The 26,840-nt window shown below is 67.7% G+C and carries 29 protein-coding genes and 1 pseudogene; 10 read left to right on the top strand and 20 right to left on the bottom strand.

Annotated features, from left to right (window positions below; translation table 11 throughout):
• Positions 1 to 17: 17 nt before the first annotated feature.
• The 6 genes from ACQ1RG_RS03895 to ACQ1RG_RS03870 form a co-directional block, all read right to left on the bottom strand.
• Positions 18 to 1,142 (bottom strand): ABC transporter permease, encoded by a 1,125-nt coding sequence (locus tag ACQ1RG_RS03895; RefSeq protein ID WP_095375310.1) that lies wholly within the window; start codon positions 1,140 to 1,142, stop codon positions 18 to 20.
• Positions 1,139 to 2,026, bottom strand: a complete 888-nt coding sequence (locus ACQ1RG_RS03890) for an ABC transporter ATP-binding protein (protein WP_009376668.1) — start codon at positions 2,024 to 2,026, stop codon at positions 1,139 to 1,141. Before ACQ1RG_RS03890 ends, ACQ1RG_RS03895 begins: the two co-directional genes overlap by 4 nt.
• Positions 2,027 to 2,060: 34 nt before the next feature.
• Entirely contained in the window at positions 2,061 to 2,738 is a 678-nt protein-coding gene (locus ACQ1RG_RS03885; RefSeq protein ID WP_131248245.1) for a TetR/AcrR family transcriptional regulator, read from the bottom strand.
• Positions 2,739 to 2,991: 253 nt separating this feature from the next.
• Positions 2,992 to 3,663: a response regulator gene (locus tag ACQ1RG_RS03880; RefSeq protein WP_009376666.1), complete on the bottom strand. Its 672-nt coding sequence runs from the start codon at positions 3,661 to 3,663 to the stop codon at positions 2,992 to 2,994.
• Entirely contained in the window at positions 3,660 to 5,087 is a 1,428-nt protein-coding gene (locus tag ACQ1RG_RS03875) for a sensor histidine kinase (protein ID WP_430600554.1), read from the bottom strand. The genes ACQ1RG_RS03880 and ACQ1RG_RS03875 overlap by 4 nt, the downstream gene beginning before the upstream one ends.
• Positions 5,088 to 5,230: 143 nt before the next feature.
• On the bottom strand, positions 5,231 to 5,665 hold the full coding sequence (locus ACQ1RG_RS03870) for a hypothetical protein (RefSeq protein ID WP_259820017.1): 435 nt from the start codon (positions 5,663 to 5,665) through the stop codon (positions 5,231 to 5,233).
• A 94-nt stretch (positions 5,666 to 5,759) separates the two neighbouring features.
• Between ACQ1RG_RS03870 and ACQ1RG_RS03865 the strand changes: the two genes are divergently transcribed.
• A complete protein-coding gene (locus ACQ1RG_RS03865; protein ID WP_259820019.1) occupies positions 5,760 to 6,527 on the top strand; it encodes a hypothetical protein in 768 nt (255 codons plus the stop codon).
• On the opposite strand, the gene ACQ1RG_RS03860 is transcribed toward ACQ1RG_RS03865, so the two are convergent.
• The 4 genes from ACQ1RG_RS03860 to ACQ1RG_RS03845 all read right to left on the bottom strand — a co-directional run bounded on the left by ACQ1RG_RS03860 (position 6,528) and on the right by ACQ1RG_RS03845 (position 10,755).
• The gene (locus ACQ1RG_RS03860) at positions 6,528 to 7,451 is read right to left on the bottom strand and encodes an anti-sigma factor (RefSeq protein WP_190247395.1); all 924 of its coding nucleotides are present in this window, start codon (positions 7,449 to 7,451) and stop codon (positions 6,528 to 6,530) included.
• Entirely contained in the window at positions 7,448 to 8,062 is a 615-nt protein-coding gene (locus ACQ1RG_RS03855) for a sigma-70 family RNA polymerase sigma factor (protein WP_095375313.1), read from the bottom strand. Before ACQ1RG_RS03855 ends, ACQ1RG_RS03860 begins: the two co-directional genes overlap by 4 nt.
• A gap of 240 nt (positions 8,063 to 8,302) precedes the next feature.
• Positions 8,303 to 8,968: a fasciclin domain-containing protein gene (locus tag ACQ1RG_RS03850; RefSeq protein WP_430600553.1), complete on the bottom strand. Its 666-nt coding sequence runs from the start codon at positions 8,966 to 8,968 to the stop codon at positions 8,303 to 8,305.
• A gap of 140 nt (positions 8,969 to 9,108) precedes the next feature.
• The gene (locus tag ACQ1RG_RS03845) at positions 9,109 to 10,755 is read right to left on the bottom strand and encodes a molybdopterin-dependent oxidoreductase (protein ID WP_430600551.1); all 1,647 of its coding nucleotides are present in this window, start codon (positions 10,753 to 10,755) and stop codon (positions 9,109 to 9,111) included.
• A gap of 164 nt (positions 10,756 to 10,919) precedes the next feature.
• Here ACQ1RG_RS03845 and ACQ1RG_RS03840 point away from each other — a divergent pair, with 164 nt between their 5' ends.
• Positions 10,920 to 11,423 carry an OsmC family protein gene (locus tag ACQ1RG_RS03840; protein WP_095375315.1) on the top strand — a complete coding sequence of 168 codons (504 nt, stop codon included), beginning with the start codon at positions 10,920 to 10,922 and terminating at the stop codon, positions 11,421 to 11,423.
• A gap of 89 nt (positions 11,424 to 11,512) precedes the next feature.
• Here the strand turns inward: ACQ1RG_RS03840 and ACQ1RG_RS03835 are convergent, their stop codons facing one another.
• Complete coding sequence (locus ACQ1RG_RS03835) at positions 11,513 to 12,397, bottom strand: alpha/beta hydrolase (protein WP_430600550.1); 885 nt, start codon at positions 12,395 to 12,397, stop codon at positions 11,513 to 11,515.
• A 137-nt stretch (positions 12,398 to 12,534) separates the two neighbouring features.
• Between ACQ1RG_RS03835 and ACQ1RG_RS03830 the strand changes: the two genes are divergently transcribed.
• Positions 12,535 to 13,224, top strand: a complete 690-nt coding sequence (locus ACQ1RG_RS03830) for a trimeric intracellular cation channel family protein (RefSeq protein WP_009376659.1) — start codon at positions 12,535 to 12,537, stop codon at positions 13,222 to 13,224.
• 13 nt (positions 13,225 to 13,237) lie between these two features.
• Here the strand turns inward: ACQ1RG_RS03830 and ACQ1RG_RS03825 are convergent, their stop codons facing one another.
• Positions 13,238 to 13,930 (bottom strand): GOLPH3/VPS74 family protein, encoded by a 693-nt coding sequence (locus ACQ1RG_RS03825; RefSeq protein WP_009376658.1) that lies wholly within the window; start codon positions 13,928 to 13,930, stop codon positions 13,238 to 13,240.
• 148 nt (positions 13,931 to 14,078) lie between these two features.
• Between ACQ1RG_RS03825 and ACQ1RG_RS03820 the strand changes: the two genes are divergently transcribed.
• Positions 14,079 to 14,930: a polyphosphate kinase 2 family protein gene (locus tag ACQ1RG_RS03820; protein ID WP_040341354.1), complete on the top strand. Its 852-nt coding sequence runs from the start codon at positions 14,079 to 14,081 to the stop codon at positions 14,928 to 14,930.
• A gap of 98 nt (positions 14,931 to 15,028) precedes the next feature.
• On the opposite strand, the gene ACQ1RG_RS03815 is transcribed toward ACQ1RG_RS03820, so the two are convergent.
• From ACQ1RG_RS03815 to ACQ1RG_RS03805, 3 genes and pseudogenes are all read right to left on the bottom strand, one after another.
• Positions 15,029 to 15,451: an OsmC family protein gene (locus ACQ1RG_RS03815; RefSeq protein WP_009376656.1), complete on the bottom strand. Its 423-nt coding sequence runs from the start codon at positions 15,449 to 15,451 to the stop codon at positions 15,029 to 15,031.
• Between the two features lie 228 nt (positions 15,452 to 15,679).
• A pseudogene (locus ACQ1RG_RS03810) lies at positions 15,680 to 16,296 on the bottom strand (cysteine hydrolase family protein).
• 209 nt (positions 16,297 to 16,505) lie between these two features.
• Positions 16,506 to 16,871 (bottom strand): hypothetical protein, encoded by a 366-nt coding sequence (locus tag ACQ1RG_RS03805; RefSeq protein ID WP_009376654.1) that lies wholly within the window; start codon positions 16,869 to 16,871, stop codon positions 16,506 to 16,508.
• 102 nt (positions 16,872 to 16,973) lie between these two features.
• Here ACQ1RG_RS03805 and ACQ1RG_RS03800 point away from each other — a divergent pair, with 102 nt between their 5' ends.
• Positions 16,974 to 17,735 (top strand): MOSC N-terminal beta barrel domain-containing protein, encoded by a 762-nt coding sequence (locus tag ACQ1RG_RS03800; protein WP_430600549.1) that lies wholly within the window; start codon positions 16,974 to 16,976, stop codon positions 17,733 to 17,735.
• 151 nt (positions 17,736 to 17,886) lie between these two features.
• Here ACQ1RG_RS03800 and kynU read toward each other — a convergent pair whose 3' ends face one another.
• Entirely contained in the window at positions 17,887 to 19,161 is a 1,275-nt protein-coding gene (kynU, locus tag ACQ1RG_RS03795; protein ID WP_101623381.1) for a kynureninase, read from the bottom strand.
• A gap of 70 nt (positions 19,162 to 19,231) precedes the next feature.
• On the opposite strand from kynU, the gene ACQ1RG_RS03790 reads away from it, so the two are divergent.
• The 4 genes from ACQ1RG_RS03790 (at position 19,232) to ACQ1RG_RS03775 (ending at position 22,381) form a co-directional block, all read left to right on the top strand.
• Positions 19,232 to 19,717: an Lrp/AsnC family transcriptional regulator gene (locus tag ACQ1RG_RS03790; RefSeq protein WP_430600547.1), complete on the top strand. Its 486-nt coding sequence runs from the start codon at positions 19,232 to 19,234 to the stop codon at positions 19,715 to 19,717.
• 195 nt (positions 19,718 to 19,912) lie between these two features.
• Positions 19,913 to 20,503 (top strand): hypothetical protein, encoded by a 591-nt coding sequence (locus tag ACQ1RG_RS03785; protein WP_430600545.1) that lies wholly within the window; start codon positions 19,913 to 19,915, stop codon positions 20,501 to 20,503.
• The gene (locus tag ACQ1RG_RS03780) at positions 20,503 to 21,612 is read left to right on the top strand and encodes a DUF262 domain-containing protein (protein ID WP_430600543.1); all 1,110 of its coding nucleotides are present in this window, start codon (positions 20,503 to 20,505) and stop codon (positions 21,610 to 21,612) included. The genes ACQ1RG_RS03785 and ACQ1RG_RS03780 overlap by 1 nt, the downstream gene beginning before the upstream one ends.
• Positions 21,613 to 21,937: 325 nt before the next feature.
• Positions 21,938 to 22,381, top strand: coding sequence for a VOC family protein (locus ACQ1RG_RS03775; protein WP_430600541.1), 444 nt, complete (start codon positions 21,938 to 21,940; stop codon positions 22,379 to 22,381).
• Positions 22,382 to 22,389: 8 nt separating this feature from the next.
• Here the strand turns inward: ACQ1RG_RS03775 and recQ are convergent, their stop codons facing one another.
• On the bottom strand, positions 22,390 to 24,222 hold the full coding sequence (gene recQ, locus ACQ1RG_RS03770) for a DNA helicase RecQ (protein ID WP_430600539.1): 1,833 nt from the start codon (positions 24,220 to 24,222) through the stop codon (positions 22,390 to 22,392).
• A gap of 102 nt (positions 24,223 to 24,324) precedes the next feature.
• Between recQ and ACQ1RG_RS03765 the strand changes: the two genes are divergently transcribed.
• Positions 24,325 to 24,750, top strand: a complete 426-nt coding sequence (locus ACQ1RG_RS03765; RefSeq protein ID WP_430600538.1) for a Rieske (2Fe-2S) protein — start codon at positions 24,325 to 24,327, stop codon at positions 24,748 to 24,750.
• Between the two features lie 74 nt (positions 24,751 to 24,824).
• Here the strand turns inward: ACQ1RG_RS03765 and ACQ1RG_RS03760 are convergent, their stop codons facing one another.
• From ACQ1RG_RS03760 to ACQ1RG_RS03750, 3 genes are all read right to left on the bottom strand, one after another.
• Positions 24,825 to 25,112, bottom strand: coding sequence for a hypothetical protein (locus tag ACQ1RG_RS03760; RefSeq protein WP_430600536.1), 288 nt, complete (start codon positions 25,110 to 25,112; stop codon positions 24,825 to 24,827).
• 143 nt (positions 25,113 to 25,255) lie between these two features.
• Positions 25,256 to 25,636: a hypothetical protein gene (locus tag ACQ1RG_RS03755; RefSeq protein WP_119297153.1), complete on the bottom strand. Its 381-nt coding sequence runs from the start codon at positions 25,634 to 25,636 to the stop codon at positions 25,256 to 25,258.
• Complete coding sequence (locus tag ACQ1RG_RS03750; RefSeq protein ID WP_430600533.1) at positions 25,636 to 26,793, bottom strand: serine hydrolase domain-containing protein; 1,158 nt, start codon at positions 26,791 to 26,793, stop codon at positions 25,636 to 25,638. Before ACQ1RG_RS03750 ends, ACQ1RG_RS03755 begins: the two co-directional genes overlap by 1 nt.
• Positions 26,794 to 26,840 lie beyond the last annotated feature (47 nt).

Genomic DNA, 26,840 nt, shown 5'->3' with positions numbered 1-26,840 from the left:
CGCGGTCAAGGTGCGGGTCACGCAGGACTCAGGGCCTGCCTCCACGTCACCCGCGGACCCGAGCGGAGGATCGAGCCCTCGAAGATGCGGGTCGCGAGCAGCAGGGCGAGGACGGTCGTGAGACCGAGGATCGCGAGCGAGACGACCGGTTCCCACCACTCGGTCGTGCCCATGAACACCCGCATCGGCACGGCGACGGCGGCGGAGAACGGAATGTAGCTGAGCACGGCCATGACCGCCTCGTTGTCGGCGAAGAGGACGACGGCCATGTACGGCAGGAGGATGAGCATCATGAGCGGGGAACTCGTCGACCCGAGGTCCTCCGACCGGGAGACCATCGAGGCGGCCGCCGCGTAGAGGGCGGCGATCATGACGAAGCCGACGACGAAGAGCGGGATGAACCACGCGATCGGGGCGGCGAGGCGGCCGAGGACGAGATCGTTGCCGCTGATCGCGGCCCCGACGAGGACGGCGACCGCGGTGAGCGCGATCTGCGCGAACGCGAGGATCGAACACGCGATGACCTTGCCGAACATGAGCACCTTCGCCGAGGCGGAGGCGAGGAGGATCTCGACGATCCGCGACTGCTTCTCCTCGACGACGGAGGACGCGATCGTCACCCCGAAGGTCATCGCGGAGCTGAGGAAGATGAGCCCGAGGCCGAGTCCGATGAACTTTGTCAGCGTCGGATCCGGGGCGTCGGGGTCGAGGATCTCGACGTCCGGGGTGAGGCTGAGCGCCCCGGCCAGCGACTCCGGGGCCGACCGCAGGGCGATGACGGTGGTGCCGGTCGGCGAGTCCGGTGAGTCGACGACGGCCGCGGCGACCGCCTCGGTGCGCACGAGCTCCTTCGCCTCCTCGACGCCGGCGACCTCGACCGGTTCGATGCCCTCGATCCCGGCCACGGTCTCCGCCGAGGTCACCGCCACCTTGTCCGTCGAGGCGAACAGAGAGGGCAGCGCCCCCGATGCGGCGACGGCGGCGCCGAAGAGGACGATCGAGAGCAGGGTCGAGATCATGAACGCCTTCGACTTCACCCGCACCATGATCTCGCGTTCGATGACGAGGCCGATGGCCGTGGTGAAGCTCGCCCGGGTGGGCCGGGTCGGTGCAGTCCGGTCCGTTGCGGTGATGGTGCTCATGGCTGCGTGACCTCCTGGAAGAGACGGTTGAGTGGAACGGAGTGCGGGGTGAACGACCTCACCGAGGACACGGACAGCGCCCGGCGCAGGACCGCCTCGGCGGCATCGGCATCCGGGGCGGTGAAGCGCACCCACGAGCCGTCGAACTCGGTGACGTCGACCTCGGGGACCTCACGGACCCACGCGAGGTCGGCGTCGGCCTCGAGCGTCCACTCGGGCAGGCTGCGGGAGCGGCGCAGCTCATCGGCCGTGCCCGTCGCGATGAGCCGGCCGTCACCGATGATGACGAGGTCGTCGACGAGGCGTTCGACGAGGTCGAGCTGATGGCTCGAGAAGAGGACGGGGGCGCCGGTGGCGGCGAAGTCCGAGAGCACCTGGAGAGTGCGTTCGACGGCGGCGGGGTCGAGGCCGGAGAAGGGCTCGTCGAGGACGAGGGCGCGCGGGCTGTGGATGAGCGCGGCGGCGATCTGGACCTTCTGCTGGTTGCCGAGGCTGACTGATTCGAGGGTGTCGCTCGGCTCGCCTTTGAGGTCGAGGCGCTCGAGGAGGTCGAGTCCGCGGCGCTTGGCGTCGTGGCGGCTGAGCCCGTGGAAGCGGGCGAGGTAGACGAGCTGATCGATGATCGGCATCTTCGGGTAGAGCCCGCGCTCTTCGGGCATGTAGCCGATCGCGCTCCGATCGGCAGGGGTGATGTCGGTGCCGTCGACGGTGATCCGTCCGCTGTCTGCGGCGAGGACGCCGAGGAGGATGCGCATCGTCGTCGTCTTCCCCGAACCGTTCGATCCGACGAAGCCGGTCATCCGGCCCGCGCCGATCGAGAAGCTCAGGTCGTGGAGCACCTGCGTGGCACCGAAGCTGCGGGAGATTCCCTCGAGAGTGATCATGCTCCCACGCTACGGCCGAGCGGCCGTCTGCGGCTCAGTCGTGCGGACGAGATCGGACTCCGCTGGCCGGGGGAGCCGAGGCTGCGGCGCTCGCCTGGTCGATGAGCAGGCAGGCGAGAGCGACGGTGCGATCGACGTCGGCGTCGTCGAGCAGTGGTGCACCCGGGATGAGGGAGCGCATGAGGAAGGGGCCGACGCACGCCTCCATGAGGGTGTCCATGTCGAGGCCGGAGCGCACCGCGTCTCCGCGCTCCTCCGCCCGGGCGAGGATCGCCTCGAGCACAGCCATCCGCTGCGGGAGGAAGCCCTCGACGAACGGTCCCGAGGTCTCCGGGGACTCCTGCATGTGCGCAAGCCAGCCCGGCATCGCCGCCCGGACGAACGGGTCGTTGAAGATCTCGGCCTGTGCAGTCTGGAAGGCACAGAGATCGCCGGTCAGCGACCCGGTGTCGGCGGGGACGCTGAGCTGATGGCGCCGTTCGACGAGCGCCGGGACGAGGTCGGCGACGCTGTCGAAGCGACGGTAGAAGGCGGGTTTGCTCGTTCCGGCCGCTTTGACGATCGCCGCGATCGTCGCCGCCGAGTAGCCGTCGTCGATGATGATCCGTGCCGCCGCGTCGAGGATCGAGGAGTCGATCGAATCGTCTCGAGGGCGACCGGAGAGCCTCTGGATGATGATGTCGACACTCCTTCTTCGGGTCGGGTCGCTCACGTCGACTGCAGCCGGGACTCCCGGCACCAGGGACGTTGAAGACCATCTTACATTGCGTTACGATACGTAATGCAAGTGGAGTCCGACTCCGCGTGCACTCCCCGAGGAGTATCCGATGACGGCAATCCCCAGAGGCGCCTCGGCGTTCTCAGCCTCGTCATCAGGGGCTGCCGGTGCGCTCGCACCGGCAGCCCCCGGACCCTCAGCGGGCTGAGCTCCTCCGGACCGTTCACGGCCCGCGTCGCTCTGACCGTCAGCGGTCCGCGCGGCCTTCGCCGACTCTCACGACCCCGTTCTCATACGCCCAGATGACCGCGTGCGTGCGGTCGCGGATGCCGAGCTTCGCGAGCACATTCGACACGTGCGTCTTCACCGTCGCCTCCCCGAGGAAGAGCTGCCCGGCGATCTCGGCGTTGCTCAGACCCGTCGCGAGCAGGCGGAGCACCTCGTGTTCGCGGTCGGTGAGAGAGTCGAGCTCGGGCGCCGGGGCGGCGCTCGCCGCCGGAGTGCTCACGGAGCGTTCGATGACCCGGCGGGTGACCTCGGGTGAGAGGAGACCGTCCCCGCCGGCGAGCGCGGCCACGGCGTCGATGAGCTGTTCGGCCTGTGCGGTCTTGAGGAGGAATCCGCTCGCTCCCGCCGCGAGGGCGTCGAAGAGGAAGTCGTCGCGGTCGAAGGTCGTGAGCATGAGCACGGCGCCGGCGGCGCCCCGACGGACGATCTCCGCGGTCGCGGCGAGCCCGTCCATGACCGGCATCTGCACGTCCATGCAGATGACGTCGGGGGAGAGTTCGAGGGCCCGATCGACGGCCTCCTGCCCGTTCTCGGCCTCACCGACGACCACGATGTCGTCCTCGGACTCGAGGATCGTGCGGAAGCCGGTGCGGACCATCGACTGGTCGTCGACGAGGAGGACTCGGATCATGGGCTGACCTCCGCTGGGGCGAGTTCGTCGGGGGTCCTCGCCGAGGCGGCATCGACAGCGGGGTCCCCGGACGGGTCAGGGGTGTCGGTCGCATCGACCGTCCCGGAGCGGTTGCCGCTCCGGAGGGGATAGGGCAGGCGGGCCCGGACGAGCCAGCCCCCGCGTGACTTCGGGCCGGCCTCGAGGGTGCCGCCGAGGGCGCTCATGCGTTCTCGCATCCCGATGATGCCGAGCCCTGTGCCGACCGAGGCGGCAGAGCCCGTCTCCTGGCCGGGAGCGTGGTGGGAGACGGTGGCGTCGGCATCGGTCTCCGGGAGGTGGCCGGTGGACGCGGTGCGCCGACGTGCATCGCTGACCTCGACCTCGAGTTCCGCATCGCAGTAGCGCAGGCGCACCTCCACTTCGGCGTCGGCCCCCGCGTAGCGATGACAGTTCGTCAGGGACTCCTGGATCACGCGATAGACGGAGAGCTCCATGATCGGGGTGAGTGGACGGGGCTCGCCGAGGGTCCGGAACTCGAGGCGCTGCCCGTTCCGACGCGCGTTGTCGAAGAGCTCAGGAAGGTCGCCGAGACCGGGATTGCCTGCGCCGTCGGTTGTCGGGGCTGTCGGGCTGCCGGAGTCGCGGAGGGTGTGGACGAGGGTGCGCAGCTCCTCGACGGTCTCCCGTGTCGAGGATTCGATGATCCCCAGCGACTCGCGTGCCCGGTCGGGGTTGCGCTCCATGCTGCGCCGCGCTGCGGCCGCGTGGATGCTCACCCCGGCGATGTGGTGGGCGACGCCGTCGTGGAGTTCGCGGGCGATGCGGACGCGCTCGAGGTCGAGCGCCTGATCGGCGAGCTGTCGGCCCTGGCGGCGGACCTCGTTGTTGGCGCGTCTGAGCTCGGCGAGGAGGAGACGCTGATTCCACGCCCGGTCGCCGAACAGCCAGGCGCCGCCGAAGAAGATGATGTTGATGAGGACGGTGATGCCGGAGTTCGCGGCATACTGGAGGACGGTGAGGCTGCCGAGGTTCGAGAGCTCGATGACCGCACCGACGATGAGGGAGGCGAAGATCGCCACGCAGAGCAGGAGGCGGGAGAGGAACGCCGAGCGGCGGTCGCTCTGCCACGCTCCGATCGCATACGTGCCCATGAAGAGGGCGATCTGGGAGACACCGGGCTCCATCGCCCCGAGGAATTGGGCGGTGACGTAGATCGCCGAGATCAGCCACGCGGTGACACTCGGGTGGAGTCGGCGCCACGGCAGGGGCAGGGCGACGGCGACCGATGCCGTGCAGGCCACCCAGAGTGGGACCTCGAAGGGCCAGAAGCCGCCGGCATCGTAGAGCGCGGCGAAGACCGATGAGCCGATGGCGAGGGCTGCGACGAGGTACCAGTCCCCGACGCGCGGTCGCCGCTCTTCGAGGGTGATCGGATCTGCCATGCCTCCAGCTTAGGCAGTGCCGACCCCGGAGACATCCGCCTCTGTGCGGATTGGCCTCCGCCGCGTGGTGGAGCCTGTTGCGGACCCGCGCGGTGGACACGGCCAGGTGCGGTCGAGACTGCGCGTTTCCGCTGAGCGCCTGCTCAGTCACCGGTGCGCACTCGGTCCTCCGCCCGAATCCCCTGCCGTGAGATCGCGAGCCAGGCGATTCCGGCTAGCGGCGGCAGGAAGAACACGACTTTGACGATCGGGGGGATCTCCACCTGTACGGCGTTGTAGGCCGCGACCGCAAGACCGAGGGCGCTCAACCCCAGTGCGATCCACCATCCGACACGGGACCGCGCCAAGGGGTGGATGAGGAGATATGCGAAGGCGACGATCAGCCCGGTGCCGGCCAGGACGAAGAGATAGGTCAGTGTCATCGATACCGCCTCGTCGAGGCCGATGCCTGAGGCGTTCGGATAGGCGTATGCTCCTGCGAGCGCCGGGCCCACCTGTCCCGCCGAGGCGGCGGTGGCGACAATGGCTGCGGCGCTGGCAGGTCCGCCGATGAGGGCGGCGGTGCGGGTGCGGATCATGATGTCCTCCAGAGTCCCGAGAGTGCTGAGATGTCATGTCTCAACTCGTACTGGTAGCCTAAAGAGGCATCATGTCTCAAGTCAAGGGGTTCCCATGCCGCGAACGCACCGGACCACCGAGGAAACGCGATCCCTCGTCGCCGAGGCGGTCGTCGACTTCGTCGCCCACCACGGCATCGCCGTGTGGCCGGAGATCCCTATGGAGGCCATCCTTGAGAGCGCCGGCGTCTCCCGTGCCTCGGCCTACCGGATCTGGTCGGGGAGGTCGGCGTTCAGTGCGTTCGCCCTCGAGCAGTGCCTCGCCGGACACGCGATGGCGACCCTCGGTGCCGATCGCGCCCTCGCGCTCGCCCGTGAGGTCGTCGAACCGGAGGACGGCGACGGGGAATCCTCGGCACAGGCGTCGGGTACATCGGAGTCCGATGCGCGGTCCACTGATCCTTCTCGGGTGGAGAGCGCGGCCCGCTTCATCGCACTCGCCGCCGACGAAGAGCTCGACATCCTCCTCGGCTCAGATCGCTGGCGCGCCTTCGTCCGCTTCCAGGCGGTGGCCCTCGATGCCCCGACACCGGAACTCGCCGAGGTGCTCGACCGGATCGACTCCGAGGACTCCGCCAGAGTGCGTGCGGTCTACGAGAGGGTCGCGCGGGCCTGGGGACTCGAGGCCGTGTCACCTGCGGGTACCGCCGTGATCGCCGAGGCGGCCCTCCTGCTCGCCCGCAGCGCGGTGGCGAGGATCGTCTCCGGGCGCGATGAAGCGCGGATGCGCTCAACTTACATAGAAGGACTGTCGTCCCTGGTCAGGGGCGCATTCCGGGAACGCCCGGGCGCAACGATGGACCTCGCCGAGCTCGCCGGCTGACTACAGTTCGACTGCGACGATGGGATCGCTCGTCGGCTGCGGCGACCCGCCGGAGGGCTCGACGGTGATGCCGAACTGGCTGCCCGCGGTGAACGTGCGATCGTCGATCTGCGCGCCGGCACCGGACATCAGGCCCGCACTCTCGGGGCCGTCGGCGTCGATGACCCACATCTGCAGGTCCGAACCGCTCGGCGCTTCGACATCGCGCGCGGACACGCGGATGACCTGTTCCGTCTCCGAGGAGACCACGGTGACCGACCCGCCGTCGGGCAGCTCGGCCGTCGACGTCTTGAGGTCGGGCGCCGTCATCAGCCGGGTGGTGTCCTCGAGCGTCTTCTCGGTGCGGTCGAGGCGTTCCTGGAGCGCGTACTGTCGCTGCTGGGTCTGCCACGCGTTGACGCCGAAGCCAGCGATGACGAGGGCCACCGCGGCCGCTGCGGCCGCCCACGGCAGCCAGGCGCGCCGGCGGCGACGCTCGGCGAGGTCGACGGGCTGGTCGTCTCGCGGCTTCGCGGGTGCGGCGCCCGCAGTGGCGGGGGTGCCTGCCAATTCCGGGGCCGCGGACCCGTTGCCCGCCGCCGCAGGCCCGGTCGGGGCGGATTCCGTCTGACCGGTCTCGGCGGGACGGGAGACGTCGCGGAGTTGTGCCGGCGAACGGTCGGCCGTCTCGGCGGGACCGGCATCGGCAGCACTGTCCTCCTGTGCCACGGTATCGGGCAGGGAGAGGATCGCCGAGCGGGTCTCCTCGCTCACGGTCTGGGGCTCGTCGGACATCGCCATGAGGGCGGCGGTGTCGGTGTACGCGTCGACCTCGGCGCGGAAGTCGGCGTCGGTGTCGGCGAGGGCGCGCGCCTCGGCGAGTTCGCTCTCGCTCAGCCCACCCAGGGCCAATCCGGCGGCCAGATAGTCACGATCTGCGTTCATCGGCTCGCCTCCAAGTCTCTTCGCAGCTTCTTCATTCCGTCTCTGATCCTCGATTTGATCGTGCCCAGGGGGACTCCGAGCTCCTCTGAGATCTGAGCGTGGGTCTTCCCCTGATAGAACGCCATGACGATCGGCGTCGATTGGTCGTCGGGCAGAAGCTTGAGGGCTGAGACTGTGCGATCCGACTCTGCTTTGCTGATGACTGTCTGTTCTACCTCCTCATCGACGGTGGCGGCCTGGCGCAGGCCGTCGGCGACGTCCCGGTCACGGGAGGCCTGCACGCTGCGCACGCAGTCGATCGCGCGGCGGCGGCACATCGTCACGAGCCACGCCCGGCCGGTGCCGCGGCCGGGATCGAAGCTGCGGGCCCTTGCCCACACCTCGGCGAAGCACTCCTGGAGGACCTCCTCGGCGAGCGAGCGGCTCATCACGATCCGCATGATCACTGCCATGAGGACGGGGGACTGGGAGACGAAGAGCTCCTCGAAGGCCTCGCGGTCGCCGGCGGCCACCTCGACGAGGAGTCGACCGCAGGGATCCGACGCCGGGGTCGAGTCGATGCTCTGACCAGGCGGTGCGTCTCCCTGCGCGCCAGGGTCATGGGAAGTCATGTTCCCATCATGTCATCTCCGCCTGAGGTGGCGGGGCGACATCCCGGGAGTGCGGGGCGAAGACACCGGCTGCGGGTGGGGAAGCTGCGCCTCGGAACGGGACCCGGAGGGCCCGCATCCGGTGAGGGAAAGGCCGATGCCGCCGGAGGCCGGACCACTGGGGTCGCGGCCCCCGGCGACTCCTCCCATCCCTCAATTGGGAGGCCTGTGCGCGCCTTGCGGGGAAGGCGCAGGCGTGTCTCACTTCGGAGGCATGAGCACGCTGTCGACCATGTAGACGGTCGCGTTCGCCGTCTTCACACCGCCGCAGACGAGCTTGGCGTCATCGAACGTGAGGTCGTCGCCGCTGCCGCCGATCTTGACCTTCGAACCCTCGACGGTCTCCTGCTCACCGACGACCTCGTCCGGCGAGAGCTGGCCGGGGATGACGTGGTAGGTGAGCACCTTCGTCAGTTCGTCGGCGTTGCCGGCGAGCGCATCGAGGTCGTCCTTGGGGATCTTCTCGAAGGCGTCGTTGACCGGGGTGATGACGGTGAATTCGTCGCCGTTGAGCGTGTCGACGAGGTTGACGTCCGGGTTGAGCTTGCCCGAGACGGCGTCGGTGAGCGTCGAGAGCATCGGGTTGTTCGACGCGGCGGTGGCCACCGGGTCCTGAGCCATGCCCTCGACGGAGCCGGCCCCATCGGGGTTCTGCTCGGCGTAGGCGGCGCAGCCGGATCCGACGAGCTCGGAGTCGGCCATCGCCTCCTCCGAGGCCGGCGCGGAGGTCTCCGCGGACTCGCTCGACTCGGTCTCCGAGCCGCCGCCCTCCGAGCCGCTGCCGGTGCCCGAGCAGCCCGAAAGTGCGAGGATACCGATCGCGCCGGCCGAGAGGAGTGTGGCAGTGCGGGTGCGAAGTGTCTTCATCGTTCTTCTCCTTGTTTCACTGTGGTGCGGTTCTCTGGTCGACACAGCGCTTGTGTGTCCTGCTGTGTACCCGGGGTTCGCAGCCGGGCGGGTTCTGGATGGGTGGTTGAGGAAGAAATCTCTTTCGCTGATCTCAGTTCTCATTCGACGGTGAACTGGATCCGGTGATGACCGGTCGCGGAGTTCGGGATCGACTCCCGCCGCTCGGCCGTCTGCACCGTGCCCTCACCGTCGACGGCGCGGACCGTGATCGCGTGCGTGCCCGCACCGACGTCGGGGAACTCCGCCCGCCACTGCCGCCACGTGTCGTCGCTGACGTCGGCGCCGAGCTGGGCCTGCGTCCAGTCGCCGTCGTCGAGGCGGACCTCGACCCGCTCGATCCCGCGCGTCTGCGCCCACGCCGAACCGCCGGCGACGACGGTGCCTGCGGCGACCCGGGCGAGGGGGCGGGGGACGTCGATGCGCGAGGCGACGAGGATCGGTGCCTTCGCGTCCCACCCTCTCTGCGTCCAGTACGCCTCCGCCCGATCGAAGCGGGTGACCTCGAGTTCGGTCACCCACTTCGTCGCTGAGACGAAGCCGTAGAGTCCGGCGACGACGAGCCGGGCGGGGAAGCCGTGCACGGGCGTGAGCGGCTGCCCGTTCATTCCGACTGCGAGGAGGGCGTCGCGATCATCGAGCATCGCCTCGAGCGGGGTCGAGGCCGAGAAGCCGTCGTCGGACTTCGAGAGGACCATGTCCGCTCCCGGCTGCGGCCGTGCCCGGCGGAGGAGTTCGCGAACGGGGTAGCCGAGCCACGTCGCCGTCCCGACGAGATCCCCTCCCACCGGGTTCGAGACGCAGGTGAGCGTCGTGTGCTGCTCTTCGAGCGGAAGCGCGAGGAGCTCGTCCATCGTGAGCGTCACCTCGTTCTCGACCATTCCGTGGATCCGCAGGGACCAGGTGCGAGGATCGATCGTCGGCGGGGCGAGCACGGTGTCGATGCGGTAGAAGTCCTTCTGGTCGGTGATGAATGGTTCGATCCCCTCGACGCCGAGGCTGGCCTCGGATGGGATCGGCCGTGCCCTCCGCGCGGCGCGGGGGAGGACGAAGTTCGCCGCGGCGGCACCGGCCTCGCGCGTCAGGGTGACAAGCGACTGCCCTGTTGCGACGCCGATCGCGCCGATCACTGCCGCCGTGCCGGTGAGGGCGAGGAAGCGGCGGCGCGAGGTCGGCCGCTGCCGTGATGGGCTGCGGGTGAGGAGCCGGGTGACGGGTGGGGGAGCGCTCGGGGCGGTATCGTCGGTGACCCGGGGCGGGACGACCGCCTCGGCGGGGGTCGGGGCAGCGTCACCGGCGGCGGGGGACCGATCCTCCATCCGCAGTCCGAGTCCGAGGACGACGAGCCCGACCACGAGCCCGAGGAGAGTGGGCACGAGGTCGAGGAGGCGCGCACCGGGTGCGGTGAGCACGACGACCGCGGGGACGAGCCCGGCGAGGGTGAAGGCGGCGAGGGCCGCCCGCGGTCGCACTGACCCGAACCAGCCGATGAGGCCGCCGAGCACGAGTGCGCCGAGTCCGACCGTGGCGACGAGGACGAGCTTGTCGTTGTCGCCGAAGATCGCGATGACCGGTTTGATGATGCTCGTCGGGGTGAGCGGGATGATCGCCTGACCGAGAGCGAGCAGCGGCGCGGAGTTCGGGCCGATGAACCGGGCGATGAGGTCGGCGAGGCCGAAGAGGACGAGGGCCGCGGCGGCGCCGAGGAGGACGGGCAGCCAGCGGACCGAGCGCAGAAGTGGTCTCATGCGAGGAGTTCGGAGCCGGGCGGGCTGCGGATGAGCCGGACGGGCGTCGCATCAGCCGAGCGGGCGTCGGATCAGCCGGGATGGTCCGCGGGTGGGGCCGGACGGGCGTCTCCATTTCACGAAACGTTCAGCCGCGTGTCTCTTCGCCGTCGTAACATGGATCAATGACTGAGAACCCCGGATACGCCGAGCCGCAGGCACGCCGCGAAGACTCGGACGACGCACCCAAAGGCGCCAACGCTCCCATCTACACCGCGAAGGTGGAGAACCTCGGCGGCACCTCGGGAGAGGTGAGGGTCGAGGACGGCCCGACCCTGGCCACAGCGCCCACCTCCCACACGGAGCTCGGCAGCAATCCGGAGCAGTTCCTCGCGATGGCGTGGAGCACCTGCCTCGGCGAGACCCTCAAAGTGGTCCTCGCCGTCAACGACCTCGAGGCCCTCTCCCGGGTCCGCTGCGAGGTCGACCTCCACCGGGACAAGTCCGGCGGCTACTACTTCGTCCCCCGCGCGTACGTCTCGATCGACGGGGTCTCGGATGCGGACGCGGAGAAGTACGCGGCCCGCGCCCACGCCCGCTGCCCGATCTCGAAGCTGCTCAAGGGGATGGGCACCCCGAGCGTCGAGATCGAGGCCTACAAGAACCCCGACAACTTCCTGCTCAGCTGAACACTCTCGCCGCCTCGGCTCGGGTCGGCTGCGCTGAGCGCGCTCACCCGGCCGGTGTCGACGTGATCACTCGGCCGATGTCGGCGTGATCACCCGGCCCGCACCTCGGCGACGATGTCCGCGATCTGCGCTGCCGCTTCGGCGGGGTCGATGAGCCATCCCAGATGCGAGGTCGGCAGCGTCCGCACCCGGTAGGGGTTGTCGGGGGTGAGCGCGTCGCCCTCGGCGATGAGGCGGTCCTGCATCGCCGGAGGGATCGACCGATCCTCGTCGAGGCGGACGTACGTCCGTGGGATCGTCCCCCACGTGCCCGCGTGCGCCCGATCGTCGGCACCGCCCGCGTCGAGTCCCTCATCGGTCTGGAAGGTGCTGAGGAAGGTGAGGAACTCGTCGTCGCTGCGGTCGGCGGCGAAGAGGTTCTTGAGCGCGGCCAGTTGCTCGCCGGCGGCGGCGCGGAAGTTGCAGCGCAGCGCCCCGAGCTCGGCCGGATTCCCGACGAGCAGGGATGCGAGGACCGTGGAGTCGACCCCCGCCATCTCCGGCTCCCCGTTGTACGCGGTGGCCTCGAGGTCGACGGGAGCCCACGCCGAGACATAGACGAGATGGTCGACAAGCTCCGGGTGGGCGTTGGCGAGCGCGGTGAGGGCGACACCGCCGCGGCTGTGGGCGAGGACGATGACGGGTCCGAACCTCCGGAAGCTCACCAGCGCCTCGGCGAGGCTGTCGACGGCATCGTCCAGACTCACTCCGGCCATCGCACTCGGTGAGGTGGCGAGGGTGGAGAGATCCTGCGGTGAATGGTAGCCGGCGGGAACGGACGCGGCGAAGCCGTGACCCGGCAGGTCGAGCGCCGCCGAGCGGACGCCGTGGCCGGCCAGCGCCGCCTGGAGCGGGGCGAAGGTCAGCGAGTTCGCGAACGCTCCGTGGATGAGGACGACGGTGGGCTCACCGGACGGCGTTGTGTGCTCGGTCATGGGGCCAGCCTAGCGGCGCCGCCGAGGATGTGAGGGTCACCGTGGGCATGTGGGTCACGCCGCCGGGTTCTCATCAGCCGCACTACAGTGGTGGCGGGAGCGCCGCGAGTGGCTGCGGCCCGGATCAAGGAGTCGGTGTGTCATTCGTCGCGATCGTCCTGCTCGTGCTCGACCTCATGGGCACGTTCGTGTTCGCGATCTCCGGTGTGCTGCTTGCCGCCCGGCGCGGATTCGACATCACCGGCGGGCTCGTCCTCGGGATGCTCGCCGGCATCGGCGGCGGCATCATCCGCGACATCCTCCTCGACCGTGTGCCCAACGCGATCGCCCACCCCGTCTACTTCGCGCCGCCGCTGCTCGCGACGCTCATCGTCTACCTGCTCGGGCGGCACACCCTGCGGGCGCGGATCTGGATCATCGTCTTCGATGCCATGGGGATGGGCCTCTTCAGCCTCACCGGCACCGCGATCGCGCTCGACGCTGGGTCAGCGGCACCGGTGGCTCTGCTCATGGGGGCGCTCACCGCGTGCGGCGGCGGACTGCTGCGTGACGTCGTCGCGAACGAGGACCCGGCGATCTTCAGCGGCACCGACCTCTACCTCATCCCCGCTCTCTTCGGGTCGGGTCTGACGATCATCGCCGACCGCACGGGCGTCCTCGGCGGCGTCACCGCGGTGCTCATCGCCGCGCTCGCCTTCGGGTTCCGGATGCTCGCGTGGAAGCTGCAGTGGCGGGTGCCGCAGCCGATGCGGCAGTGGTCGTTCCGCGCGAAGGAGGGGCGGTCCCGACGGAAACGGCTGCCCTCGGTGTTCCGTCGCCCGGACTGAGGGGGTACCTCAGTCAGAGGATCGGCGCCGAGGTGGCCGAGGAGGTCAGGGCGCGCACGGCCTTCGCGAGCTCCTCGGTGATCTCCCTCGACTCCTGTGTCGTGCCGGGGGCGGTGACCTCTCCCGTTTCGATCGCACGCAGACGCTTCGCCACCCCCGCAGTCCACGGCATCCGCGGCTGCAGCTGGACGTAGACCTGGGAGGCGGAGACGAGCGCGATGATCCCCGCCGTTCGCGCGTCGGGGTCGGCATCACCGTCGAGGACGGCGGTGACGCGATCGCGCAGCGGCGCCTCGGCGCGGGAGTCGGCGGCAGGCCATCGGGTCACCGGCAGCACGCCGAGGATCTTCCTCGTCTCCCGGATGATGAGTCCGCGGCGGGCGAGGCGGTCGAGGACGGGCTGTCGGACGTCGATCCCGAGGGCGGAGACGAGCCCGTACGCCGAATGCTCCCGCGTGCCCATCGCCCGCAGCGCCTCGGCGAGCAGCGGATCGATCGCCGGATCCGGGCTTGTGCGCCGGGCATGGATGAGGGTGCCGGCGGAACGGCGGTGGGAGTGGACGTCGAGGCGCGCGGTGAGGGCGAGTTCGACGAAGATCGCAGCAGGCAGAAGGCAGTGGAGGACATTGGCTCCGGCGATCGCGGTGCCGTCGTCGGCGAGCAGGAGGAGCATGAGCTCTTCGACGATGAGCAGATCGTCGTCCATGGGCACACTCCTCCCGCCGCTGTGAAGGTTGGTTCAAGGGTAGGGCATGGGAAGGCGCCTTGCCCAGAGTCGCGGCGGGCAGGGCGGTCACTGCGGGGTGCTCGATGTCGGTGTGGACGCTGGGTCACCCACCTGCGAAGATGTTCGCATGAGCAGCCATTGGACGCAGGACCCCGGCCCACTGTTGCACGTCGGAGAGGGATTCCGCCTCGGCGATGTCGATCCGGAGTCGACACCCGGCTACGAGGGTGAGAAGAAGAGCGGTCAGCGGGATCTCGCCGCGGCCGCCCCGAACCTCGACGATCTGCAGGAGCGTCTCTTCGCGGCGCACCATGACAAGGACTCAGGGCCTGCCGTCCTCCTCGTCCTTCAGGCGATGGACACGGCGGGCAAGGGCGGGATCGTCCGCCACGTCGTCGGATCCGTCGACCCGCAGGGTGTCGAACTCGCCGCGTTCAAGAAGCCCACCGAGGAGGAGCTCGCCCACGACTTCCTCTGGCGGATCCGCAAGCGGGTGCCCCGTCCGGGGATGATCGGCGTCTTCGACCGCTCCCACTACGAGGACGTGCTCATCGGCAAGGTTCGCAGCCTCGCCGATCCGGCGGAGATCGAACGCCGCTACGACGCGATCAACGCCTTCGAGGCCGAACTCGCCGAGGCGGGCGTCGTCATCATCAAGGTCATGCTCCACATCTCGCCCGAGGAGCAGCGCGACCGCCTCCTCGAACGCCTCGACCGGCCGGACAAGCACTGGAAGTACAACCCCGGCGATGTCGACGAGCGCCTGCTCTGGCCTGCGTACATGGAGGCCTACCAGGACGTCTTCGAACGGACCTCGACGGCCATCGCTCCCTGGTATGTCGTACCTGCGAACCGGAAGTGGTACGCGCGCCTCGCCGTCCAGCGCCTCCTCATCGATGCCCTCTCAGCGATCGATCCGCAGTGGCCGCCGGCCGACTATGACATCGAGGTGGAGAAGAAGCGGCTGCTCGCGAGCTGAGCCTGCCCGTCCGGGCGGCGAACCAGTGCGGAACCTCAGCGGAAGCGGCGGGCCTCGCGTGTGAGCAACCCCGCGGGGCCGATCGGCCATCGGCGGTGTCAGTCGCGGTGGATCCTCACATCGACGGGCGTCGGATGCTCGATGGTGCGCGAGACCGTGCAGTACTTGTCGTGGGAGAGGGCGACGAGCTTCTCGATCTGGGTATCGGCCCTGCGGCCGGCCTCGTCGTCGGGGAACGCGAGGTCGAAGTCGAGGTGGACGTTCTCGAGCCGGTTCGCGCCGTCCTCGACGACCTTGTCCGCGCTCGCTCGCACGTCGAAGCGCGTCGGCTCCGTCCGCCGGCTCGTCACTGTGTCGACGTCGATCGACGAACACCCGGCGACGGCGGCGAGCAGGAGTTCGACGGGCGTCATCAGACCCTCGCCACGGCCGAATTCGATGCTCGCGCCGTTCGGAGCGGTCGCACGGTAGTGGTTCTCTGCGATGCGGGTCAGTTCGATGCTGCGCGGGTCTTCGCTCATGGATCCATGATCGCAGAAGGGCCGTCACCCGGGCGCGGCGCTGGCCTACGGGCGTCGGCGCAGGCGTCGTGGCGCAGACGGAGCGAGAGGCCCGCGCCGTGGCGTGCGGCCAGCGCCGTGGCGTGCCGCCAGTGCAGCTCGACCCGTGCCGTAACGCTGCAGCGTCGCTGGGGCGCACGCGCCGATGGACCGGTTCAGTCAGCTCCGGTGCAGTCAGATCCGGTTCAGTCACCGAACCCCGAAGTCGACCTCCGCGGACTCCTGCACCCGCGCCTGTCGTCCGGGACCGGATTCGAAGGTCCAGAAGAGGTTGGTGTGAGAGACGACGTCCTGGGGCGGCGGTGCGCCCCACTCGGTGAGATCCTCGGTCGTGTGGGCGTCGGAGACGAGCGTGACGTCATAGCCGCACGCGAATCCGCCGTGGATCGTCGAGCGCACACAGCAGTCCGACTGGGCCCCGGTGACGATGAGGTGGCCGATGCCCCGGCCTGCGAGCACCTCGTCGAAGTCGGTGTCCTCGAAGCTGCTTGCATGGGTCTTCTCGACGATCGCCTCTCCCTCTGCCGGGATGAGCTCCTCGACGATCTGCCATTGGTCGGAGCCCGGCGGAAGCCCGGCGGAAGCCCGGCGGAGCTGTGGCGGACCCACACGACCTCGGTCCCGGACTGTCGGGCACGCTCGACGAGGTCGGCGATCGTCGCGACCACCTCGGCGGCGTTCCAGGCTGCGGCCAACGCAGCATACTGGGCGTCGATGACGACGAGCGCGGAATTCGGTCTCTCGGCGGGCAGAGCGGCGGACGGGGCAGCGGTGTTCGGTGCGGCGGCGGGGGTGTTGTTCGACATGCGATCCTCCTTGATCGTCGTGCACATGCACGGTCACTGACAGGCTAGCGTCCGCCCGTGACACGACGATAGGCCGTGCCGGGGCACGACGGACGGGCGGATCGCACCGGAACGCAGACGACCGCCTCGGCGCGGGGATGCGGCGAGGCGGTCGGGATGCAAAGATGCCGGACGACCTGCTGGCGTCCGGTTGACCGGACGGTCGGGACTCAGGCGGCGGTCGGGTTCCTGCGAGCGGCGATGAACGAGCGGATGCCGAGGATGATGTAGATGATGAGCAGGACGAACGTCACCGTGCTGATGATGACGGCGGCCGGACGCTCGGCGGTGCCGGCGAAGAGATCGCCGAGCTTGAGGACGTTCATGAACGTGCCGAAGACGCCGAGGAGGGCGACGACGAGGGCGATGTGGATGCCGATCTTCGGGCGGCGGATCCCGATCCACCCGCAGATCGCGATGATGAGACCGAGGATCGCGGGGATGAGCGCGGTCCAGCTCGCCATACCGGTGGCGAGCCATCCGATGACGCCCAAAAGGATGAGGATGATTCCGAGGCCGATGGTGATCTTCGGCATGTGCAAGCTCCTTGGTGGTCGGTGCACGGCTGCTCATCAGCCTAGTGGCGGCGCGGTGCGGGCGCGGATCATCACCTAGTGTGGGACGCAGATGTTCGAAGGATGGAATGGGAGGGGGTCGCCGAGGTGGACGACGACGTTCTCGATGTCCGTGCCGTCGGCTTCTCGCCGATCAAGGGCACACGGCACCTCGTGCAGCCGAAGGCTCGCTTCGATGCGGCCGGTCCGCTCGGTGATCGGCGCTTCTGCCTCGTCGACATGCGCACCCGGCGCGTGCTGCGGACCGTGCAGAATCCTTCGCTGCTCGCCGTCGTCGCGCGGATGCAGGGTGAGGCGCTGGAGACGGTGCTCCCCGACGGCAGTGCGGTGACTGCGGTTCCTGAGCCCACCGGTGAGACGCTCACCTGCGACTACTGGGGTCGGGCGGTCGACCTGACGTTCACCGGAGGCGGTCACGATGAGCTGTTCTCGACGCATCTGGGGCGGCCGGTGCGCCTGGCCGAGGCCCCGCGCGGCGGCGTCGTCTTCGGCCAGCCGCTGACGATCGTCGCCACCGCCTCCCTCGCCGAGGTGGCAGGGGGTGCGGCGGTGACCGATCTGTTCCACCGCTTCCGGGCGACACTGCTCGTCGACACGGACGAGCCGTTCGCCGAGGAGACGTGGCTGGGACGGGTGATGACCGTGCGCGGGACCGTCGACGGACTGCGGTTGCGCATCGGCGGACCGGTCCCGCGCTGCGCGGTCATCGACCTCGATCCGACCACCGGCGAGCGCACCGGCAGTCTGCTCACGACGCTCGCCGCGACGAGGGCGACGAACCGGGCGGGTGAACCGTTCTTCGGCGTCTACGCCGAGGTGGCCTGAATCTCAGCAACCCTTCGGCGTTCGGCACCCCGGTGCCAGATTGCTCAGTGCCCGGGGGTGCTGAGATTCGACGCTCGCGTCCCCGAGGGTTGCTCAGCGTGCGGAGGTTTGCCGAGATTCGACGCTCGCGCCCCCGAGGGTTGCTCGCGGCCTACGTGACGGCGCCGCGGACCTTGAACTCCGGGGTGTCCCAGAGGCGGTTGTCGAGGATGTCGCGCAGCGCCTCGACGGTGTCCCAGACGTCGGCGAAGCCGAGGTAGAGCGGGGTGAGGCCGAAGCGCAGGATCGAGGGCTCCCGGTAGTCGCCGATGATGCCGCGGGCGATGAGGGCGCTCATGATCGCGAACCCCTCCTCGTGGGCGATCGAGACCTGTGAGCCCCGGTGCTCGTGCTCGCGCGGGGTGACGATCTCGACCGGGTGGTGGGACAGGCGCGTCTCGACGAGCTCGATGAAGAGGTCGCTGAGTTCGAGCGACTTCGCCCGCACCGCACCCATGTCCGCGCGCGCCGCGACGTCGAGCCCCACCTCGGCGACGGACATCGAGACGATGCCCTGCGTGCCGGTGAGGAAGCGGCGGATGCCGTCGGCGGGAGCGTAGCCGGGGCTCATCTCGAACGGCTTCGCATGGGACCACCAGCCCGACAGCGGCTGCGCGAAGCGGTTCCGATGCTCCTCGGCCACCCAGATGAAGGCCGGGGATCCCGGCCCGCCGTTGAGGAACTTGTACGTGCAGCCGACCGCCATGTCCGCACCGTCTCCGGCGAGGTCGATGGGCAGGGCGCCCGCGGAATGGCAGAGGTCCCAGATCGCCAGCGCCCCGCCGGCGTGGATCGCCTCGGTCGTCGAGCGCATGTCGAAGAGACGGCCGGTGCGGTAGTTGACGTGGGTGAGGACGACGAGGGCCACCTCGTCGGTCATCGTCGTCGGGAAGCCCGCGGTCACCTCGGCGTCGTCGACGAGACGGACCTCGTACCCGTCGTCGAGCTGCTCGGCCAGGCCCTGGAGCATGTAGATGTCGGAGGGGAAGTTCTCCCGCTGGGTGAGGATGACGCGGCGCTCGGGCCGGTCCTCGGCCTGGATCCGCAGCGCCGCCGAGGCGGCCTTGAAGAGGTTGATCGACGTCGTGTCCGTGACGACGGTGCTCCCGTCGCCGCCGCCGACGAGACCGGAGACCTTCTCACCGAGCGCAGCCGGCAGCTCGAACCAGCCGGCGGTGTTCCACGAGCGGATGAGGCCCTCGCCCCATTCGTCCTCGATGACCGCGGCCGCGCGTTCGGCCGCACCCTTGGGGCGGGCACCGAGCGAGTTCCCGTCGAGGTAGATCGTGTCCGTAGGGATGATGAAGTCGTCGCGGAATCCGCGCAGAGGATCGTCGGCGTCGCGGCGCTGACAGGCGGCCCGGTCGAGAACGGTGAGTTCGGTCATGTTCCCATCGTGCCGAAATTGCGGCAGGATCGGAGTCGAAGTGAACGATTCACGGAAAAGGAGCGAGGAAATGAGCAATCGTTCGGGTCTGATCGCCGATCATCGCACACCGGAGTCTGATCCCCTCGCCGAGGTGGACCTCGCGATCCTCCGTGAGCTCAGTGCCGATGCCCGGATCTCGAACCGGGAGCTCGCCGCCCGTGTCGGCATCGCCCCGTCGACGTGCTCGGGGCGGGTGAGTGCACTGCGGCGGCGCGGGGTGATCAGGGGCTTCCACGCCGACATCGACTTCGAGGCGCTCGGCCTCCACGTCTTCGGCATGATCTCCGTGCGCACGACACCGGTGGGCCGCGCCTCGATGGCCGCGGTCATCGACCGGCTGCTCGCGGTGCCCGAGACGCTCGAGGTCTTCCAGGTCTCGGGAGAGCGCGACCTCCTCGTCCACATCGCCACGACCCATCCGCTCGGCCTCCATTCCTTCATCGACGAGCACCTCGCCGACCAGGCGATCGCCCACACGCAGACGAGCCTCGTCTTCGGCCACCACCGCGGCTGATGACCCGTGACTGATTCGCTCGGTCTCAAATGGAAGGCGACGTATATGTGTGAAGGTCAACCGGAGGGTGCAGGCTCGCAAACAACGTTCTGCCAAACTATTCAAGTCGGGTTCAACGACATAACCTGATTCGCGCATGATACTGTAGACGTAATAATCAGATCGAACATCGCCAGAAATCGAGATGAGGAGCTAGTGAGCGAGGGATTGAAGCAGTTCTCGTTTGACTTCGAAACTCTAGACCGCAATGTCGAATATTTTGTTACTGCTCGCCTCATGGATGGCGTTCCGTCGGTTTGGACGAAGGATCTCGAGTACGTAACGTGGCGACATTTGGTCGGAGACCGTCTAGGGGTGGATCCGGCCGAAGTGCAACTAGTTGGGAGCGCGCGATTAGGGTACTCTCTAAATCCAGGTAAAAACTTTAAAAAGTTTGATTCAGAATCCGACTTGGATGTCGCCATAATCAATTCGGACATTTTCGAGCAATCTTGGACGGAGTTGCGCCGACTATTTGAGGAAGGAAATTTTCATGGCATGAAGGGGCGGTTGAGAAAACTGGTCTTCGAGGAGTGCATCGGCTTAGATATTGTCTTGCCGCACCTCTCCTTCGGTCAGGCCTGGTCTAAGGCTCGAGAGGATTTGATAGCCTCGCTGGGCAGTGAATTTACTTCACTAGATATAAATTATAGAATCTACCGAAATCATAAATCACTGCGCGCTTATCAATTGAAAAGCGTTAAGGCAGCTGAGGCGCGAGCCGTCGGAGATGGAGTCTTAACTTGATGTCAGATGCCACTTTGAAGTTTGAAATTGAATCCAAGACGGTCGCTGAATTTCGTAAACTACAGAACGATGGCGAACTGGAGTTGAGGCCAGATTATCAGCGAAAGCTTGTGTGGCCCGAGCATGCCAAAGTTTCGTTAATGGAAACGATACTTCTTGGATATCCGATTCCGGAAATATATCTAGCATATGAAACCAGCGCAGACGGGGACGTGCGTGCCTCAGTCGTCGACGGGCAGCAACGACTGACCGCACTCCTGCAGTTTGTTAATAACGAGTATCCGCTTCAGGGGTTGGAAGATGAAGGCCTGATTGGACAATACGAGGGCCTCTTCTTCAAGGATCTTCCTCCCGAGGTGCGCCAAGACTTCTTCGAGTATCGATTTCCGATTCGCCGTTTGTCCAATATTACCGACGAGTTTGTTCGTTCCGTGTTCGCTCGGGTTAATCGTGTCAACATGGTTTTGACTGAGCAGGAGTTGAGGAACGCGATTATGCCTGGTCCATTCCTGGAATTCCTGAAAGATTGCTCTTATCACAAAATTAGCACGGTGTCGGGTATATTTAGCCCGCAACGACGTCAAAGGGGTGGCGATCTAGAGTTCTTTGCGGAAGCGTTCGGAAGCTGCGTGTTCGGGCTCTCGAACAAAAAGGCCGAGCTGGATGAAAGATATGACACGATGTCTGTCGACTTCGAAGATTACGCAGATGACGCGATGAGTTTTGTGAAGCTTCTCGACGATCTAACAATTCTCATCAAGTGGGAAGGGCGTACTCGGTGGTCGAATATTGTGGACATGTTTACACTATTGCATGTTACCTGGGAGTTTCGCGAAGGACTCAACGATTTAACTTCGGACCCGTCGAGCATCCGTGATTTCTTTGATCTATTCCAGCGTTCGGTTTCTCATTATAAAAAGAACGGCGGCGACGAATCGGCAACTGCGGCGGACCTAAAAAAGTTGGGCGTTCTCGCTGGCGTGGAGAATGATCGCGTGGAGTCGGCAATCGCACAGTACACGTCTGGAGTGCGGAATTCATCTGATTTAGGGGCACGTCGTTCTCGCTCTAGTGCTCTTAGTGGGTTACTCAATAATATGTTGTCTTGATCTTTGATTGAGTCAGCCGGATGATTTAATTGTCGTGATGCCAGTTTATCATTCAAGGCTGCCGGCGTTGGTTTCTGTTGGAATCGCAATGGAGATTGGAGTTTGGAGTACTGATAATTTACTTGTTGCGCATGCGTACTTGAAATGGGCCTAACTTGGAAGTTCTAGGCTTTGGAAATTTTTACCTCAGGGACGCAGCGGTTTGTCGTTGCGTTGATAATGATTCTCCATGTTGAAGTAGAATCCTTTTGAATGCGAAACTGTCCTGCGAAGGAGCAGGCGATGTCAAGGCGTCGAAGCAACATGGGGCTCGCCGGCGAGCCCCATGTTGCTTCGACGCCTTGACATCGCCGTCAACCTCCCCACCCTCGACCTCGAACGCTCGAAGGCGTTCTACTCCGCGCTTGGAGCAACGATCGTCCCCGAGTTCACCGACGCGAACGCCGCCTGCGTGAAGTGGGAGGACTCGATCTTCTTCATGATCCTCACGAAGGACTACCTCCAGTCCTTCACCGACAAGCCGATCATCGACCCGCATGCGAGCGCGCAGGCGATGACGGCGCTCAGCCGTCCCTCCCGCGAGGACGTCGACGCGATGCGCACAGCGGTCCTCGAATCCGGGGGAGGCGATAACCGCCCACCGCAGGATCACGGGTTCATGTACGCGATCAGCATGACCGATCCCGACGGGAACATCATCGAGTTCATGTGGATGGACCCAGCCGCCGCCGAGGCGGGACCGGAGGCCTTCACCGAGACCGAAGGCTAGGCGGCGCGTCAGCCGAGGTGGGCGGCGATGACCTCGAGCACGGCCGGTCCGTAGCGGTCGAGCTTCTTCAGTCCGACGCCGCTGACCTGGCCGAGCTCGGCGACGGTCCGCGGCTTCGCCTCGACGATGCCGTAGATCGTCGCGTCGGGGAAGACGACGTAGGCGGGCACCGACTGCTCCTTGGCCTGCTCGGCTCGCCATGCGCGCAGGGCCTCGAACAGTGCGGAGTCGGCGGCGTCGAGCGTGACGTCGCCGCCTCGGCGCTTCGCCCCTGAGCGGGAACCGCCGGAGCGCTTGACGGGGTCGATGCGCATCGAGACCTCGGCCTCACCGCGGAGCACGGGATCGGCGGCCGGGCCGAGGACGAGGACGCCGTAGTCGCCGTGGGATTCGAGGAGACCGCGGGCGAGGCTCTGGCGGATGACGGCCTTCCACTCGCCTTCGCTCATGTCGGCGCCGACGCCCCACACGCTGAGCTGGTCGTGGTTCGAGGCGCGCGAGCGGTCGTTGTCGTTGCCCCGGAGGACGTCGATGACCTGTCCGGAGCCGAAGCGCTGGCCGCGTTCGCGGTCGAGGCGGATGACGGTCGAGAGCAGCTTCTGCACGGCCACGGTCGCATCCCAGGTCGCCGGTGGGGTGAGGCACGTGTCGCAGTTGCCGCACGGGGTCGACTCCTCGTCGAAGTAGCGCAGGAGCTGGACGCGACGGCAGTCGACGGTCTCGCAGAGGGCGAGCATCGCGTCGAGGTGGGACATCGCCCGGCGCTTGTGGGCCTGGTCGCCCTCCCCGGATTCGATGAGACGGCGCTGGGAGACGACATCGCCGAGGCCGTAGACCATCCACGCGTCGGCGGGCAGCCCGTCGCGGCCGGCACGCCCGGTCTCCTGATAGTAACCCTCGACGCTGCGGGGCAGGTCGAGGTGGGCGACGAAGCGGACATCGGGTTTGTCGATGCCCATGCCGAAGGCGATCGTCGCAACCATGACGAGGCCGTCCTCGCGGAGGAAGCGGGCCTGGTGATCAGCGCGCACCTCGGCGGGAAGACCCGCGTGGTACGGAAGGGCGGGGATCCCGCGGGCTGCGAGCGCCTCGGCGACCTGTTCGACACCTCGCCGAGAGAGGCAGTAGACGATCCCGGAGTCGCCGGGGTGTTCGGTGGTGATGAAGTTGAGCAGCTGCGACCGGGCCGAGGACTTCGGCTCGATGCGGTAGGTGATGTTCGGCCGGTCGAAGCTCGCGACGAAGTGCTCGGCGTTCTCAAGGTGGAGGCGCTCAGTGAGCTCGGCGTGCGTGGCCGGGGTCGCCGTCGCGGTCAGCGCGATGCGAGGAACGGCGGGGAACCGTTCGGCGAGCACCCCGAGGCCGAGGTAGTCGCTGCGGAAGTCATGACCCCACTGGGAGACGCAGTGCGCCTCGTCGATGGCGAAGAGCGAGACGTGCGCACGCTCGAGCAGCTGCATCGTCCGCGGCAGCACGAGGCGTTCGGGGGCGAGGTAGAGGAGGTCGAGCTCGCCGTCGAGGAGGCGGCGCTCGACGTCCTGGGCCTCGTCGAAGTCAAGGGTCGAGTTGAGGTAGGCGGCGCGGACGCCGAGGTTCTCCAATGCTGCGACCTGGTCGGCCATGAGCGCGATGAGCGGGGAGATGACGACGCCGGTGCCCTCGCGCACGAGGCTGGGGATCTGATAGCACAGCGACTTGCCGCCGCCGGTGGGCATGAGGACGACGGCGTCCCCGCCGGAGACGAGGCGGTCGACGATCCCCGCCTGCTGTCCGCGGAACTCCTCGTAGCCGAAGACATCGTGGAGGACGTCGAGGGCGGAGGCGGTGGCTGCGGCGGTCATGCCGACCAGCCTAGTCGAGGGGGCTGACACGATCGCACAGGTGCTGGTGAGGTGCCGCGTTAAGCTGGACGGGCACCCGTGAACCGAGACGAGGAGAGCACAGTGGAAGCGACCAGGCGCACGATCATCACCTCGGCGGGAGCCGTCGGCACCGTCGGTCTCATCTCAGCGTGCGGCACCGACGATGCGGGCTCCGGATCAGCGGAGTCGGGCAACGGCTCCTCCGAATCCACCGCCGGCGGGGCGACGATCCCGGCGGGTGACGTTCCCGTCGGATCGGGCACGGTCATCGACGAGACCTACGTCGTCACCCAGCCGAAGGAGGGCGAGTTCTACGCCTTCTCCTCCGTGTGCACGCACCAGGGCTGCCAGGTGCGCACGGTGACCGAGGACAAGATCACGTGCCCGTGCCACTCGTCCCAGTTCTCGACGACGACCGGTGAGGTCCTCGCCGGCCCGGCCACCGAGCCGCTGCCGAAGTACGAGGTCTCCGAGTCCGGCGGCGATCTCACGATCTCCGGGAAGTAGGCCTCACGTCCTCGGGGAGGTGAAAGGCCTCCGCAGGATGGTGGGGGACTTCCCCGAAACGGGGATGCCTACTGTCAGCGCGGATCGTCACCGGGCTTCGTCGGCCTGCCGTCCGACCCGGGCCCACCGCCATCTGCCTCGGGCTGCCCACCGCCGTCCGACTCGGGCACTCCCTCACCGGACCCGGTCGAGCGGGGCAGCATCCAGGCGATCGCCAGCCCGAGGGCGAAGCCGATCACCGCGAAGGGGACCATCTGGAGCAGGCCCCAGATGAGCAGGCCCACAGCGCCTCCGATGACCATGCCGATGACGGCGATGGTCCAGACGCGGGCGTCCATACGGAACGGTTCTCTGTTCGACATCTTCTCTCCTCAACTCGGTCCGCTGGGCGGTCGCCTCGCGGGTTCTGTCTCCATTGACTCGGTGAGCGTGGTGGGTGAACGGCTGTATGAGCTTCGTGGATGAGCGGCTGTGTGAGCATCATGGGTGAGTGACCGCGTGAGCGCTACCCGAGGAGCATCCCCGGGACGACGAGGGCGCCGGTGACCGCGAGGAGGATCGCCGCAGCGAGGCCGAGGCGGACGCCGTCTCCGCGCGGCACCCCGGGTCCCGACGCGCGCCACGGCAGTCCCGGCCACGCCGCCGCCGCACGGTATCCGGCCCAGGCGAAGACGGCCAGGGCCGCGCACCACACCCAGACGAACCAGTCTCCCCAGCCGCCGAAGGGGCCGATGAGGCGGACGAGGAGGATGATCGCGAGCGCCCCGGCGAGCCCGGCGAGCAGCAGCACGCGCGACTGGGGGCGACGGGTCGCGCTCACCGCGGTCCATGCGCCGAAGGCGAGGACGAACGCCGCGGTCAGCTCGGCGACGAGGGTCGGTGTCATCAGCTCTGTCCCTTCCCCTCGGCGGTCCCGCTTCCCGGCGCGGGCCGCTCGGCGGCCCGTCCGGCAGCCTTCTCCGAGATGAGGTCGATCGCCTTGTCGACGGAGTTCGCGGAGTCGCTGAGCACGATGATCCCGGTCCCCGACCCGCGGTCGAAGCCGAGGAACGACCGATATCCGCCGGTCCCGCCGTTGTGCCACGTGATGTTCGGGGTGCGGTTCGTCGTCGTCATCCACGCCCAGCCGATCCGATCGGTCTCGTCGAAGTCCTCGCGGGGTTCGCTCGCGGCGGCCCCCGGTGCGGTGCCGGCCATCGTCGCCCGCAGCCAGATCGCCATGTCCCGCGGCGTCGACCGGATCGCTCCCGCCGGGGCCGAGGCCCCGAGCGTCCATGGTGCCGCCGGCAGTCCCGACGACGTCTGACCGTGGGAGAGCCCCTTCGCCGAGGAGGGCACGAACGTGTCGTCCATCCCCAGTGGCTGCGTGATCCGCTCCCGGATGAGGTCGGCGTAGCTTCGTCCCGCCACCTCGGCGAGCGCCTGCCCGAGGACGGCGAACCCGAAGTTCGAGTACTCAGGCTCCGTGTCGCTGACGTCGACCTTGTCGAGCGCGCGGACGAGGTCGGTGACGTCGCCGCGGTAGGGATCGGTGTGGAGATAGCCTGCGAGGACCGTCGCGAAACCGTCCCCGACACTCCCTGCCGGCTCCTGCCGGGGCAGCCCCGAGCGCTGCGTCGCAATCGATCCGAGCGTCACCTCGGCGACGTTCCCCTGCAGTTCGGGCCAGACCTCGCCGAGGCGGGTCGACTCCTCCACCTCGCCCCGCTCGATCGCATCGGCGAAGAGGGCGGCCGTGAACGTCTTCGTGATCGACCCGATCTCGAACTGGGTTCCGCCGTCCGCGCCGGTCCCGGCCTCGGTGACGGTGTCGCCGTCGACCCTGACGACGGCGAGGTGGTTCCAATGCCGGCTCCCGAGCGCCTCGGCGGCGGCATCCATGAGGGCCGGATCCCCGGTCGCCTCGCCCTGGAAGCCGCGCGGGAACGGGGTGATGAGGAGGAGGCCGAGGGCGACCGCGGCGGCGATGACGACGGGAAGGATCCGACGCCGAGGTGGTCGCCCGGTCGATGAGTGAGGTCCGGTGGCGATGTGTGCGGTCATGTCGGTTCTCCTCGGATGGGTGAGTGCTCCTCGGATGGGGTGACGGT

Source organism: Brevibacterium sp. K72, from assembly GCF_050562175.1.
In the GTDB taxonomy this organism is placed as follows: domain Bacteria; phylum Actinomycetota; class Actinomycetes; order Actinomycetales; family Brevibacteriaceae; genus Brevibacterium; species Brevibacterium casei.
The sequence above is the reverse complement of the archived record's forward strand: the minus strand, read 5'-3'. Positions and strand labels throughout refer to the sequence as shown.